At 67.6% G+C, this 16,820-nt stretch carries 1 protein-coding gene; it reads left to right on the top strand.

All coding sequences use genetic code 11. The annotated features are described in order from the left end of the window. The first annotated feature begins 83 nt into the window (after positions 1-83). Complete coding sequence (locus ACWEO7_RS31640; protein WP_452428674.1) at positions 84-16,745, top strand: LuxR C-terminal-related transcriptional regulator; 16,662 nt, start codon at positions 84-86, stop codon at positions 16,743-16,745. Positions 16,746-16,820 lie beyond the last annotated feature (75 nt).

Raw genomic sequence — 16,820 nt, 5'->3', positions numbered from 1 at the left:
ATCCGGATGCGACCGTGCGATGGCGGCAGCAGTAGCGTTCACGGAGCCGCTTGCCGGATAGGCATCGACGAACGCGAGCCCACATGACGCTGCGTTTGCCGGCCTGGCTGCCCCCGGCCGTAGTGATGTGTGTAGCCGGGTCCTTCCCTCTGGGCGACGAGGACGCGGAACGACGCGCCGCCGATGCGTGGTCGGATAAGGCCGAATGGTGTCGTGAGCGGGCTGAATATCACGAAGCCAAGGCAAAGCCGCCCGAGGGCTCACACGGCGACACCGTCGCCGCGATCGCCGACCAGCACCGGCGCACGGCCGATCGCTTCCGGCAGCAGGCCACCAATTGCGACAGCCTCGCCAGGCAGCTCTACGAGAGCGCCAACGCCACCGAGCTGCAGAAGATGGTCATCATCAGCATGGCCGTGATCCTGGCTCTCCAGCTGGCCCGGTGCGCACTGATGTTCGTGGCCGGTGGTCCGATCCAGGCCGCCGTAGCACAGATGGCGACCCGGACCGCTGCGCAGCGCTTGTGGATGAGGTTCGTGGCGTTCCTTTCCGGGCGCGGTGCGGAACTGGCCGCGGAACGCGGCTCGATGGTGCTGCTGCGCAACGGAGTCGTGATGGGGGTGGCAATGGGCGGCGGCACCCAAGCCGGCGCCCAAGCGGTTCAGGTTGCCAAGGGGGACCGTGAACAGATGGATTGGACGTCGGTCGGCGTGGCCACGGCCGCCGGCGCCGTCGGTGGCTTATTCGGCATGCTGTTCGGACTCTGGGCAGGGCCGAAGGTCGCCACCATCGGCGCAAACGCCAACAGCACCGTGGGACGGGTGGCCCTGCAGCTCGCCGGCACCACCATGGTCGGCGCCGGAGCCGGAGCCGTCGGCGCTCTCGGCGGCACCGCCGTCTCGCTTGCGCTGTCGGACCAGCCGTTCAGCCGCAAGGCCTTCACTGAGGGCCTGATCCCCGGTATCGGTAGCGGATTCATCGGCGCGGCAGCCTTCGCGGCACAGGGCATGCGCAGCCGGGCACCACTTCCCGACACAACTGCCGACCCCGCTGCCGCACCGGTTGTCACCAGGCGCGAAGCGTCGCCTGGTTCGCTCGTCGACGCACTGCGCTCGCATGGCATCGTCACCGCTGACTTCGATCCGAACAACGCCTCCCACACCCATCAGCAACAACAGATCGACAATCTTGTGGCGCTGCTGCGCCAAACCGGGGCAACCGCGGACGCCCCGGTCCGTCCCACGCTCCCATTGAACAATGCCGACTGGCAGCCCGCGAACGTGCCGAATTTGTCGCCCGACAACCTCAACCCGGTCAAGTCTGTCAAGCCCCCTTCCGACGCCGTTGCCACACCCGCGGAGCCGGCCCCCGCGTCCTCTACAGGGACAACGCCGAAGGCTGAGGGAGGCAATCAACCGCCCGATGTGTCGCCGCCGAAAGAGTACAAGCCGCCTCCGGAGCAGCCGTTCTCCGTCCCGAACAACAGCGTGGACTGGGAACCACCCGCAGGCATGCCCGGCGCACTGATCGACAACGTCAATCCGGTCAAGACCGTCACCTTCCCCGCGGCCGCCATCGCGTCCACCGTCAACCCGGTCGGCGTGCCGAGTATCGGGACGGATCCGACATCGGCGGAGGCGCCCGGGTCACGGGACGCTCCCGCCGCACGACCGGATTCCGAGACCGTCGGCGCCGCTGAAGCTCCTGTCGACGGGGAACTGCCTCCAGCACTACGCGACTCGGATCACAGCACCGCCGAGAACGCGAGCCCAGCACGGCAGACCCCCGAACACGATCACCCTGCAGCCGGACCCGGCCACTCGGTGCGACCACACCCCGCGGATACCGGCGAAGGCAATGCTCGACCAGCCGATGTCGCGCCCGGGTCGGCTCACGGCAACCGGGTCGGTCCCGAAAACACCTCGTCGCAGCCGCCTTCCGCGCCAGAGCACGCCGCGGTGGCGGACAACGCCGCCGCCACGGCCCGCCCGCACCCCGGCAGCCGGGACACGGCGGGCGAGGGTCCGGCCGGGCGAGGCCGCGCCGTAGCGGATGCCCGAGGCGACGATCCGGCGGCCGCGCGAGGCCGCGCCGTCGCGGATGCCCGAAGCGACGATCCGGCGGCAGGGCCGTGGTCATCGGTTCGGCAACGAGGTATCGCAGCGGACGAGCAAGCCGGTACACGACCCGTCACGGCCGACGCGCACGACGCATCGGCGCAACAGAGCGCGACCGTGTCGGCGACCGAGGAGCAAGTGGCACAACGGGTTCCTGACGTGGCCACCGATCCCGAACCGGCCGGGCCCGAGCTGGCACCGGCGGCGGCGCAGAAGGATTCGGCCGAGGGCCTGTCATCGGACCGCGACGTGTCCCCGACCATGACGATCACCACCGACCTGTCGCCCGCTCCGCAGCGCGGTGATTCCGGTCCGCGCTCCCCCGGCGGGGACAGGTTCGTGGACGCGGCCGGGCCGCAGCGGCAGGCCGCGCAGCCGTCGGGCGGCCCGGCGCGACCGGCCGCAGGCGTCCAGCCCGGCACACCCGCTGCCGGTGGTTCGCCCGCTGCTGCCGGAGGTAGTCGGCCGCCACGTGTGTCGGCCCCGAAGAACGCTGCCGCCGAGCGCCCTCCCGCCGTCGAACCGGTAGAAGGAGCGCGCGGGCAGGCCGAGGACGGCCATGCCCCGTCAGGGTCGGCGGCCGCCCACGCCACCGACAACGACAACCGGAACACACCGCCCGCGGCCGCCGAACCGGATTCTGAGCACGGTCGCACGGCCGACGGCACCACAGGCGACGAGACCGCGCGAGCCACGCATCCGGATGAGTCGAATGCACCGGAGCACGCACCCCCGGCCGACGACAGCGCGAAAGGGCAGCAGGCCAAGGGTCATCCCGATGTAGTCGACGAGGCGGGACCATCGCAACCGAAGCCCGGTGAGTCCGATACCAGCGGAGACGATGTCCCCGGCGGTCGAGCGAGCGACGACAGTGCGAGTGAGCAGCAGGCGAAGACTAGATCCGATACCCCCGACGACGCGGAGGCGCCACCATCTGAGCCCGAACCCGCTCGCGCGCAGGGAGATTCGGATGCTCCGCCCACCGCCCGCGACGAAGACCCCGCCGCGGACGCGCGTGCGAGGGCGAGAGCCGAAGTAGAGCAGCGTAATGCGGCCGAGCGGCAGCAGAACGACCTGGTGCGCGAACACCACCGGCAGCGTGTCGAAGGGGCGGCCGAGCGCGAGCGGGCCGCCCATGCCGAGTTGCAGCGGCAGGAGGAAGCCGTACGGGTGGCGGAGGAGCATGAGCGGGCCACCCGCGTCGGCCTCGGCGACGAGTTACGCGAGCTGTTCGGGCGGGGCACTGCGGAGGATCGGGTGCAGGTCGAAGCCGCGCGGGCCGCTCAGGAACAGCTCCGGCAGGCTCAGGCGAGGTTGGCCGAGTGCCGGGACGCGTACGAGGCGGCGGTGGCCCAGCATGACGCCGCAGCCCGGGCCAGAGCCCACGACCTGGTCGAAATCTCGGACAACGCGGGTGTTTCGCTGATGAACGACTACGAGGCCGGGGTGCTCACCGATCGCGACGCCGTGTTCGATGTGGTCGCCCAGGAGCGGGTACGCACGGCCCTGGATGCCGGTCGCGCGATCGGGGAGTTGCGGAAGCCGGGCAGTACGGCCGACGGTACGAGCCCGTTGGCGAACGCATCACCGGAGTCGTTGGCCGACACGATGGTGCGGGGGTCCAGGGAGGAGCGCGTCGCGGCGATGACGGAATGGATTCGCCGTGGTGACGACCGGCATCGGCTCGTGCGGGAGACGCAGGCCGCGGCGTTCCTGCTGCTCGAGCACGGTCCGGTCGATATGAAGACCGGTGAGGGCAAGACCATCGTCATGGTTATGAAGAAGGTGTCCGACGCCATCGATCACGGCACCGCACATGCATGGACCAGCAGTGATCTGCTCGCCGGTGAGTTGGCCGGTGAGTTGCACGCATTCGTGGCGCGGCCGGAGTCGGATACCGGGATCGATGTGGTCCGGATGGATCAGGACGGTCCGCTGCCGGATCCGGTGCCCGGCCGTAGCCGGATCGTCGTCGGCACGAAGGAGGACTACCTGTTCCGGGCGTTGAAGGTCGCGGATTCGATGATGAACGAGCTCGCGGCCAGTGGCATGTCGCACCAGGAGGTGACGGCACTGCGGGATTTCCTCAACACGAAACCGTCGATCGATCTGATCAAGGAAAGGCTGGATACCGCGGCATCCGCCCACGGTCTCGACCTCCGGTACGACCCGTTCCCGGCGGGCAAGCTCACCGTCGACGAATTCGACACCATCTTCGACGGCAATTCCGAATGCGTACTTTCCCCTGGGGCGGCGGAGGAGGCCCCACCCGAGGTGCGCGCCGAATTGCAGGGCATCTGGAATCGGCTGACGACCGCGGAGCGTGAACACGGTTTGACGGCAGCGGATTTCAAGAGGCCGGAGCACACCCGGGGAATGTGGGCCGCGGAAACGACCCCGGCGGCGGTGGCCAAGCTGGAGAAGGTGGCGGGCGGACCGGTCACCGCCTCGGAGCTGAAGCTGTACGCCGATGCCGCCAACGCCCGCTGGGGGCTGGAGAAGGGCACGCACTACATCACCCGGGCGGACGAAGGCGAGGGCGCGAAGATCGGCATCCTCGCGCACGAAACCAACGACAAGGCGATGTGGGACAGGACGAAGTCGACCGAGGTGCGCTGGCAGGACGTCGGTCAGTTCGTCGACCTCAAGGAAGGGCTGCCGGTCCGGGCGAATCAGGAACATTCGCTGCGCATGTCGGATCAGCAGTTGATCGGCAGCAAATTGCTGTTCGATCCGTCTGGTCTGTCGGGGACCATGAAGGGCGTCGAGGGCATCACCTACGACCTGTACGGCGTGGGGCCGGTGCCGGAGCTTCCGACGTTCTATACATCGCAACGCGTCGTGGAACCGCCGAAATTCTACGAGAACACCCATGCGAAACTCACTCAGCTGGCCCGCGACATCGTGCGGGACGCACATGTTGTCGACGGGGAGCAAACGGGCCGTGCGCAGTGGGTCGTGTGCATGGACAACGGCGAAATCCGGGGCGACCCGGATGCCGGGCGGATCGGACTGATCGACCTGCTCCGCACAGCGGCGAGGGAAGAACACGGCGCGGACTTCGAGCTGAAATTCGAGGTGGTCGATGCGGAGTTCTACGCCGAGCACGGCGGTAGCAATGCCGACGCCGAGGCCCTGGTCAGGCAGAAGATCGAGGAATTCGGGGACAAGGGCACCATCTATATCACCAACAAGGACGGAGGCCGCGGCGCCGACCCGACACCGTCGCAGGAGGTGATCGATCTCGGCGGTGTCGACGTCAAGGTCAGCGGCGGGCCGTCGTACTCCGAGCGGGTGAACGACCAGGTCGATGGTCGTGGCGCCCGTGGCGGATCCGGCGACGACCGGGAGCACGGCGGCACCCCGGGTTCGGCGGTGCACTACGTCTCCCCCGAGGACTTTCTGGGCCGGGTCACCGACCACGGCGTCACGCAGCAGATCGTTCAGTACACCGAAGCCGTCAAGGCCCACCGGGCCGCCCAGGAACAGCACGAAGCCCTCAACACCGAGGCGACGCGCATCGAACTCAACAGGACCGAAACGGCGCTGCGAAACGCCGAGAACAACCTGTGGAAGCATGCCGTCCCGGCGATGAAGGACGCCGTCGAGCAGAATCAGCTCGCCTCCAAGTACGCGAGCGCCAACCAAGCCAACGCCCCACCCACGGACGCACATGGCACCGCGACCCGGCAACCCCAGCACCCCCCTCCCCAATCCGCAGCGACCGCGGCGCCGCATGCGACCGCTCCACATGCGACCGCGCACACACCTGCCGCCTCCCACAACGGCACCCCCGTCCCGACCGTCGCAGGCCTCGCCGCCGGGGCGGCATCCAACCTGGCTTCCGGTAACCCACCGGTCGTACCCAACCTGCGTGACGAGCACGGCGACAGCACCCTCCGCCACCTCCTGCGGGTGCTGGACGCACCCGGCGGACAGGCGGCCGCGCCGTTGCTGCCGGTCGCGCAGGCCGTCCGCGACGCGGCATTCGATCAGGTCGAGTCGCAAGGGATCCCCATCGGCGCCGACGTCGCCGACCACGTGCGCGAGACCGCACAAAATCTTCTGCACACCAGCCTGAATCAACTCGATCCGGCGCAGCGCCAACTCGTCACCGACGCCGGGACGGTGCTGCAGCAAGGACACCGGCTCGAAGACGCGCACACCGCGGCCGTCGCCCAGTTGGTCGCGCAGGTGCCGACCGCCCAGCCCGTCCTGGCGGCCGCCGCGGGCACCACCGTCCCGTTCGACCAGCTGCCTCCCGGCGACCGCACCGAGACATTGCAGCGGGCGCAGCAGGGCGACCGGTCCGCCGCGCAGGCCCTGGACCGCCATTTCGGCCCAGCCACCGCCCAGGCCATGTGTGCCGTACTCAGCGGGGATTCGGAGCACGGCACCCCACCCACGCGGATTCAGCTCCTGGCGCACGCCGTCGCCCGGGCCACGCTCGGCGCCGCCGACGCCGGTGGCTGGCAAGTCCCCCCGGGCATCGACATCGGCGACTGGCTGCTCAGCCAAGCGCGAAACACGTGGCTCGACAGCCTCAATCACCTGAATCCCGCCGTACGCCGACTCGTCAGCGAAGCGCTCGATCCCAGATCCCGCAGCGACGACCTCACCGACGCTCAGGTCACCCTCTTCGGATGGGTCGCGCAGGAGATCGCAGTGCGGGCGGCCGATTCGACGGCCCGGCAACGGGAACCCTCGGCCGTGAACCGCGACCGTGCGGACTCCGCGCGGACGGCCGAGGCCGATCGAAAGACCAAGCAGGCCATTGCCCGGAAGTTGTTCGAGAAGTTCGACATCGAGGTGCTCGGTCTGGACAAGCCGGAGATCTCCGTCGACACGGCTCTGTCGATCAGGAATGCGATTGTCGACGGTTTCGCGGCAGGGCAGGAGATCAAGCTCGACGTCGTACTGGTCGCCGCCATGGCCGGCAATACCGGTGCCTGTATCTGGACTCCCGAAGGCATCGGAGAGGTCGCCCCGACCTTCATGGTCCTGAACGAGAACCTCTTCGGTGACCCGGAGAGATTCCGGAACACCATGCGGAAGGCGGTGCAGGCAGGCCGCCTGATGGCCCCGACCGGCGATCCAGCGTACGACGCCGTCAGTCACGAGATGGGCCATCTGCAGGATCGAGCAGCACGGAAGGGGCTCTACGACAAGAAGCCGATTGCCCACCTGCGAGACGGAGCCGTCCAGGGGAAGGACTACGAAGACTCCAAAGAGGCACGGGCATTCGGATTCCTGTACACGCATTTCGCCGAGTTCAAAAAGGCCGGCATGCTGGCGCCGGACCTCGATTTCGACGATTGGCTGGGGCAGCTCGATTCGTACAGCCGCGTCAAGCAGACGCGGCGCGATGGAGACCGCCTGTTCGCAGCATTCGACATCTGGTTGAACGAATTCAAGAGTCGAGCGGCTTTCGATGAATGGCTACGACAGTCCGGACTCTCCCGGAGAGACGATGGCGGGGCTGCCAGCGCGCGGCGGCGGACCCACCAGGGTCCATGGGATGCGGAAACCGAAGACACGGGCTGGGTCGACCTGAAGTCCGTATACGACGCCTGGCTCGACCAACTCGACAGCGATACCCGTAGCCGGATCGTTGCGGGCGAGGAATACAACCGAATACGTGCGGGCGAAGAGGCGCAGGGGCCGGAAATGGGCACCTACGAGCCCAAAATGGGTGACCTCGCGGTATTCAATCCCGCGGAAGCCCTGGCCGAGGCGAACAATGCGTTCGGCAGGACCGCACCGGCCGATCGCACACATCCCGCCTACGTACTGCAGGCCCTGCTTCGTGACATTCCGTATTTCCAGGTGTTGCGGGAAGCCGAACAGCGTAATGCACTGGTGCAGGCGGACTATCGCGGTCCGGTCCCGGCTGCATCGGAGTTCGGCACGAGCATCGCCTCGAACGGCCCGTCCGCATCCCTGGCCGCGAGATGGCGCGCTATGTCCCCCGCCGCGCGCGCCGACTACGCGGAACAGCAAATCGCATATTTGAATCCGGACACCGGTTTCGTGCTCGATGAGTTGGACCGGCTCCAGGCGGAGCACCGCGCCACGGTCACATCGACCCCGGACGGCACCGCGCAGAAGCCCGAACCGCGACCTGACGACAGGTCGGCGTTGCCACCGGAGTTCTGGCAGCAGCACAGTCGGTCCCACGCGCGGGCAGCTGTCCCGGCCCCGATCCACCTCGGCGACCCCGACAATGTGCAGCCGGACCCGACGCAACCCGTTCCGGACTTGCCTCGCTCAGCCCAGACGTCGAGGCGTGCTGCTTTCGACAGCTTCCGGCGGCAGATCTTGGCGATCTACGTCGCCGGCCCGTCGATCGAACGGAGCGATGCGGTAGCTCGCGCCCTGGCCGACGCCGACCCAGAGGATCTGCGGCGCGCCCTCCGCGAGGCCGGGCTCGACCCGAACCAGCAGCGGGTACTGCGCCAGTTCTGGCCGGGCCGGTCGGACCGGACAGCCGCAGCGGTGCTACCGGATCCCGGCGAGGACATGGACCCTCTGCTATGGGCTGCGATTCGCAGATTCGCCTCGGCAGTCGCTCGCGTCCGGACATCCGGGGAATCTCCCGAACGGGTTGTGCCCCAGCCAGATCAGACCGAATCCGACGCTGCGATCCCCGACAGAGGCGGGCTGACCTTCCGGGAGCTCGAGGTGTTGCGCCTGAGTGCGCGCGGCCTGTTGTACCCCGAAATCGGCCCGCTTATGGGCATCTCGCACAAAACCGTCCAGAGTTATGCCCGCCGTGCGTGCGCCAAACTCCGCTGCCCGAGCCTGATTCCCGCGGTCCTCGCGGCAGATCGGGAGGGATGGCTGGACGAACCATCCGGCCCGCACATCGACGTCGAATTCTCTCCGGACGAGGTCGCCATTCTCCAGCTGGCGGCGAACGGCCTGGACAATCGCGAAATCGCTACCGAGCTGGCGACGACGCGGTATCGAGTGCGGACGTTCATGGCCGCGCTCCCCGGCCGGTTGGGTGTCGAGGGCAGGCTGCCCGGTCTGCTGGCGGCACAGCGACAGGGGGCCTTCCAGCCCGGCGATCCCCACACCGCGGCAACGCGGAAGGACGTCGACCTGTCTCCCCGCGAACGCGAGGTTCTCGACCTGGTTGCGGCCGGTCTCACGGATCAGGCGATCGGTGACCAGCTGGGAGTTACTGCAGCTACGGCACGGGGCTATCGGGTCCATATCCAGGCCAAGCTGGGCACCTCGGATCACGAGGAACTCGCCGCCCGGGCGCGTAGCCTCCAGTCGCCTCGCGCAGAGGCGCGGACCGTCGAACTGAGCGAATTCGAGGCGCTCCTGCTCCACCTGGTCACCGAAGGAGCGCCACCCGACGCCCTCGCCACCGCACTCGACATGCCGCAAAGCCGGTTGGATCCCTTGCTGGGGCAACTGGCCGACAAGATCGGTGCGCGCGGCCGGATCCGGGTGTCGGCGCAGCGACGAGAACCGTCATCGCAGCGCGAGCGGCTCGAGGCGCTCGCCGAGTCGCTGCCGGGGACGAGCCGTGATCCGGCAGCGGTGTCCTGGGCCACGGTGCGCGCCTTCCGATCTCGGATCGCCACCCGCCCCTCCGAACTGACCGGGCGTGAACCCGAGGTGCTGCGGCTGGCCGCACAAGGCTTGTCGCTCAATGCGATCGCTCGCACGTTGGGCGGATCGCACGCCACGGTGATCAATGAACTCGACAGCATCGCGGTGAAGCTCGGAACCCCTGATCGGGCCGTGCTCCTGATGGCGGCGCAGCGGGCATGGTCGGCCGAACACCCGCAACCGATACCCGAACCGACGGCCGACGTCGGTCTGACACCGCAGGAGACCAGTGTCCTGCGCCTGGTGGCCCGGCGGTTCACGAACCCGGCTATTTCGGCAGAGCTGGGCCTCTCGGTGCCGTTGGTGAAGTACATCCGGCGCGGCCTACGCACCAAACTCGGTATCGACGACACCGCCGGGCTGGTCGCCTGGGCACTGCACAGCGGTATCGCCGTCGACGATCCCGCGGACGCCCCGGACCCGGAGTTGCAGGCGCGCGTCACGGACGCGCTGCGGCGGGCAACGGCGACGGATACCGACCGAGAGTCGACACCCGACTCCCACGATGCCTCGCCCATCCCCGCCGACATCGACGGATCCGGCGAGTCACCATCGGCCCAGCCCGCCGAAGTGGCCTCGGACCCGGCCCAGACCGCGCTGGCCGAGCAACTCGGGCTGCCACCCGCTGCGGTGACGCGGGGAGCTGTACGCCTCGCCCTCACCCTCGTCGCGGAACAGACACAGGCCATGCCCACCGCCGTGACCGGCATCGACGGTCAGGAACTGAGTCGATGGATCCGGTCCCAGCTCGAACTGCATGCGGATCAGGAAGCGGCCACTCACGAGGGCGCGCTGGCCGAGCTGGAGCGGCGCGACGGCGAGGAATCCGGACTCGAGGATGCGGCCGACGCTGAGGCTGATCCATTGGACCAGAACGGTTTCGATAACCGGCGCCGGGCTCTCGACCAAAAGTTGCGGGCACTGCTGGGGTTGCAAGACCTGAGCCCGCCCCGGCCGATGACCACGGGCGAGGTGCTGGCCGAGCTGTACTGGATCACGAGCCTGACGGACTCGCCGGAGCTGGAACACCTTGTCGCCGCGAGTGAGACATTCCTGTGTGCCACTCTCGAACCTCTGGCGGCAGTCCCGCTGGACACGGTCCAGATCCACACGCTGCGCAGCCAGCTGGCGCAGCAGGTGGGCGTCGCCGACGACGAACTGACCCGCACGCACGCCGAGGTGCTGGCCGCCGACGAGACCGTCGCGCCACAGACTCGCCGTCTGGCGGAGCGCTACCTCACCCTGCGCCCGAGCCAAACCGAGCAGAAACCGACTCGAGCCGATATCGCCCGGCTGGCGGGTGTGGGCGATTCGTATGTCAGCAGCGTGTTCCACGGACGGTTCGGCGCGAAGAAGCCGTGGCACGGCGAGACTACGCAACGCGTCCTGGCTGCGGCTCACCGGTTGGGTGTACCGCCCGACCGCGCGGACATCGCGGCCCTCACCGATCCGAACTTCGTGACGCGTCGCGTTCGTCCGGCGCGCTGGATCGGCGACGAGTTCGTTCCCGCGCGGATCAAGCCGCAGCCGTCTCGCGACAAGCTGGTCGAGGCAGCGGGCACGGCCAAGGCCACTGTCCGTGATGTGGTCAAAGGCTCGGGCACGCAAGATGATATGCGGCTGGTGCGCAGTGCGGCCGACGAGATCGGGTTCTGGTATCACCCGGACGGGCCGATGGGAACGGTCGACGCAGAACAGCGCGCAACTACCTCCGGCAACCGCAACGACCCCGTCGCGATCGATCTCGATCCCGACGAGCCCGGCACCCGCGACTCGGAATCGGCCGACTCGCAGACTCCGAGTCCCGTGGCAGCGCCGGTCGGCCTGCCAGACGCGGCAATGACGGTCGCCCCTGGACAGCTCCCGCTGACCGAACGCCAGCGAGCAGTCCTCACCTTGCTCGCCGAAGGCAAGAGCATCGCGGAGATTGCCGAACAGCTGCAAATATCCGAGGCATCGGTCAAGAACCACACCGAACGGATCTGCCGCAAACGCAGGGTATCGAACCGAAGCGAGTTGCTGGCGACGCTCACAACACGGTTCGACAGCATCGAGGATGTCGATATCGATGAGCTCGCGGACACACTGGTTGACCCCGGACAACTTCCGCTCACCGAACGCCAGCGAGCAGTCTTCACCTTGCTCGCCGAGGGCATGAGCAATACAGAGATCGCTGAACGGCTGCAGATATCCGAGACAGCGGTACAAACCCACGCCGAGCGGATCTATCAAAAAGTGGGGGTCTCGGATCGGCGCGAGTTCCTTGCGTCGCTCACATCGCGTTCCGGCAGTGTCGAGGAAGCCGAACCACTGTCCGTCGATGAGCTCACGGATGGATTGGAATATGACTGGCTCGGGCTGGACGGCCTGCCGCCGGCGGACTCGCCGCGCTATGCCGAGCTCAGGCACACGGTCGAGCGACGCATGCCGGCGATGTTGCGGGATGCGGTGGACGGCGACCTCGCAGCGCTGCTGCGCGCAATAGCCCAATTGCCGGAGGAGCGGCAGCGGCGGTTCGCCGAGTCGTACTACCTGCATGGGACGCCGCGGTCTCGGATGGTGCGAGAGCTGGGCATCGAAGTCAACACATTCAAGAACCTGCTCGAAACCGTCCCTCCGATACTGGCGAAAGTTGTGGCCCGTGGAGCGGTGTTCGAACTCGGTACCGACATGCTGCCACCGCCCGGATCACCGGAGTATGACGACCTGCGGGCGGCGGTGGAGGCCCGCCTGCCCGCTGAACTGAGGGAAGCAGTAAACGGTGACCTTCCGGCACTGCTGGAAGCTATCGCCGCGCTTCCCGATGTCCCACGGCAATACGCTGAACTCGACTACCTGCGGGGATTGGCCACTGGCGAGATATGGCGGATCATGGGCCGCGTCCGGGGATCGCTGCGCGGCCAGGTACCGCGGACGTTGATCAGGTGGCTGTCACGGGGACCGATATTCCAGGTGGGAGTCGACGAGCTTCCGATACCCGGATCCCGCCGGTATGCCGAGCTGCTGCTGGCAGTCGAGGCACGCGTACCGAGCGAGGTGGCCGCCGCGATGAGGGGTGATCTGGCGGCGTTGCTCCGCGCGATCGAACGGTTGCCCAACGAGTCACGGACATACTGTGAACTTGTGTACTTCGGGGGTGTGCGCCTCGAGGAGATCAGCGACGCTTTGGGACACCGCACGAGGCGAGATGATGCTTGGGTATTGCGGAGCGCAGCACCCCGTCTCGTGGCCGACCTTCGCCGCGAGGCAGGCACGATGCGGCTGCCATCGGCGTCGACACGTGGTCACCTGGCCGAGAAGTTCGGTGTGGACCTCAGTCGGCTTCAGCCGAATCCGCTCGCGGGCAACCGAGCACGGACCGAAGCCGAGGCCGCACGCGCGCTCCTGGGCGACCTACTCGGCATCGCTCCGAATCTGCTGCGCCACGGGGTGGTACGCCAAGCGGTGAGCACCGTGCAGGCGCAACTGCAGACTATGAGTTCGGAGGAAGTTGCCCATGCAGTCCGCGGCGGGCTGGTCACACGGCTCGGACCGTGGATCGCGAATCGCATTCGGTTGGACCGGGAAATCCAATCGTCGACGGCCCAGGCAATCGATGGCGGAGCGCTGTCCGCAACAGAGCGAAATCGCCTGTATCGCGGAGGCGAACAGCTCGATTCCGAGCTCGCACAGCTACTCGGCCTTACGGAATTGCGTCCGTTGCCCGACGACGCCACCGAGCTGCCTGCCGAGTTGTATCGCGTCGCGGAAATCAGTGACTCTCCGGAGATCGCGACGCTCGCCGCCGCTCTCGAGAACTTCTTCGTAGGGCACGACATCGAAAGGTTGGCCGAACTCTGGGATGCCGACAACCGATCCGAACGCCATGTGTTCCGGATGCCGGAGCCGCTCGGCACCGGAACCACCGGCGCCCAATCCCCTTCGGCCGCGCCTACCAGCGGTGACGCCGAGGAAACCCACCCCGGTCGACGCCTCGACACTCAGCAGATCGCGACGTTGCGTGCGGAATTGGCCGCCGCATGGGGAATCGGCCCGGCTCGAGTGCAGCAGGAGCCGGTCCGGCAGGGTCTCGACCTCGTGCAGCGCCAATTGCGGGTTCTGGGCCCGGACGGGTGGCGCCGAATCGCCGAACAGGGACGGATACCGGATGTACTGTCATGGGTTGCACGCCGAATGGCATCGGATCCGAGCGTCCCCAACCCCGAACTGAATCAGCAGTTGGCCCAGATTCTTTCGACCGCCGGATGGGGGGCCACCTACGCGCCGCCGGCCGACGATCCGTTGGCCGTGCTGCGAATGGTGGCCGATGCGACCGGAACACCGGAACTCCGTCATGTGGTCGAAGTGGTCGAAATCTTCCTCGAGCTCGACGAGCGCGATGCTGATCGGAGGCCGACGAAAGCGGACGTGCAGCGGCTCGCCGACGTCGACCAGCGGTCGATCGGGCATGTGCTCGACACCTACGCACAGCGCGGCAAGCCCGCGCGCACCGAAGAAGAGCAGCGCGTCCTTATCGCAGCACAGTGGTTCGGGTATCCGATATCGCCCGGCTACGAGAAGGTCATTGATCCGGCGTTTGCCCGCGACCGGTTTACTCCGCCGCGCTTCCTCAATGGTCGCTTCCTACCGGGCAGCTTCGCCGCACAACCTTCACCGGCCAAGGTCGGGCGCGCGGCCGGCGTCGACAACAAGACGGTCAGTGCGGTCTTCAGGGGAACCATCGCGGCCGACTCGGACGTCGGGCGGCGGGTGCTTGCCGCTGCCGATCAGCTCGGGTTCTGGTACCCGCGGGCGCAGGAAATCGAGTTCGCCCATCTGCACGCACTGCGCACGGAACTGGCCGAACTGCTTGGTACCCCGCCCCGGGCGCTAGATCACGCGTACGTGCGCGCCAGGCTTCGCAGGCTCACCGCGGCGAACATCCCCGCCCTGGACCGCATCACCGAGCTGGCCGAAGCTTTTCTCGCACTCGGTGTTTGGGAGTTGGACCGGCAGCCCTCCGCCGTGGACGTGGCCAAGTTGGCGGGGGTACATCCCACCGCGGTCGGCAAGGCGATGAATCGCGCCGAGCCGGCCCACTCCGAACTGGAACAGCGCATTCTGGTCGCCGCGCACTGGCTCGGCTACGAGATTCCGGCACATCTGCGCATCACCATCGATCCGGACTTCATTGCGGAACGGTTCACCCCGCCGACACTCGAAGACGGCGAGTTCGTACCTGGAACATTCGTGGAGCAGCCCACCCGCGCCCAGGTCGCGCAGCTGTCCGGGGTCGACCAGTCGACGGTCAACGGTGTGCTTCGGGGCAGCATCCCGGCGCACACCGAACGAGCGCGTCGTGTACTCACTGCGGCTTCGGCGCTCGGCTACTGGATCCCGAACGAATCGCAGGTATTCGAGCCGCTACCGGACAGCGATGCGGAGAATGCCGACACCGCGGACACGCCGCCCTCACGCGAAACCCCCATGACGGCCGCGACGCATACCCCCGCGGAGGTCGCTGCGGCCCTGCAGAACGGCCTGCCCGGCGCGGTCAAGCAGGTACTCGATCAGATCGATGTCGAACTGCGATCGATGACCGACGCCGAGCGCCGCGACGCCGCCGACCGAGCCGACCTCACCCGGCTCCCCGGCTGGGTGGTCGACCGCCTCGCCCATGAAGCCAAAGCGCAGGAGCTCGCCCGTGACACAACCACCCCCGAGCAGCGCGCCGAATGGCAGAGCCGGGCAGAAGAATTCGATTACCAACTCGCTCACATCCTCGGCCTGCCCCAGCCGGGTACAGGATGGACCGACCGCATCAGCAGCGACCCGCTGCACCACCTCCGCGCACTCACGCGCCGCCCGGACGCGCCCGCCGAACTCCGTCACCTGGTCGACACCGCCACCCGATGCCTGAGTCTGCAGGACATCGCCGCGGCCGTCGAACCGCTGCACCGGGCGCTGGCCGACTGGCCCATCGCCGAACACACCGACCGGGCCGCCGCCATCGCCTGGGAACTCGCTTTGCAAGCCCGCGCCGACGGCGGCGGGACACCCGAAATCTCCGCTGCCATCCACGGACAAACAGGCCAACGCTGGATCGAGATCCACGTCAGCGACGACAGCCGCACCCTGCCGGCGCGCGAGAGCGGCAACCGCCCCGAGTGGCGCGCCGTCGACCTCCTCGACACACACACCGAAACCTGGGGATGGGTGCTCCCCCGCGACAGCGGAAAACAAGTCTGGTTCAAGCTTTTCGAAACCGCCGACACCAGCGACCCCTCGCAACCACCCCGCGAACTGATCCTCGACCTGGTCATACCGCAGGACTCCTTGCAACGGGGCCCGTACCTCGCGCGGCGAGCAGTACGACAGCGCTTGCGACAGGCCGGCCACCCTGATCCCTACGACCTGACCGTCCTCGTATCCGACCTCGTCCAAAACGTCTACCGCTACGCCGACCAAGGCGACGCCCGGGTACGAATCCGGATCGACGGAAACACGATTCGCGTCGGGATCACCGATACCAGCCGTGGCCTACCCGCACGACAAGAGGCAACCACCCAGGGCACCGTCAGCGCCGCCGCCTTCACCGATGACCAAGCCGCCGAATGGGCCGATACCGGGATCGTCGCCGACACCCACGGTTTCTTCCTCGGCATGCTCGAAGCAATGGCCTCGGTCTGGGGTGTGATCCTGGAACGCGCCGGCGGCAAAACCATCTGGTTCGAAGTGCCCATGCCGCCACCTACGGCATCCGGCACCACGACCGATCAACCACCCAACACACCCGTATCCGATCCGGAGACCCCCGAACCGATCGGCATCGACCTCGGCGCCATCGACCTGACCGGACTCGGCCTAAACCCTTCGACCACCAGCTCGGACCCCGATCCCACCGATGCGAACGATGGGACGCAGAAGCGGTCCACCCCACCCACGGACACCGGCAGTCGGCGCCCGCCCACGCTCGGCACCCGGAACGACCCGGTCGCCCTAACCCCAATGCCGCTCACATAGGCTGGTCGGGCTGGTGTCAACTGGTGTTGATGGTGACGTCGATCTCAATCTTGTAGGTGTTTCGGTCGATGTCGC

It is taken from the genome of Nocardia sp. NPDC004260, from assembly GCF_053603155.1.
Note: the sequence above shows the minus strand (reverse complement) of the source record. Positions and strands in the feature narration are given on the sequence as shown.

What these genes read in the sequence shown, in the direction of transcription:
- ACWEO7_RS31640 (WP_452428674.1), top strand. Translation starts at nt 84, where the DNA reads ATGACGCTGCGTTTGCCGGCCTGGCTGCCCCCGGCCGTAGTGATGTGT.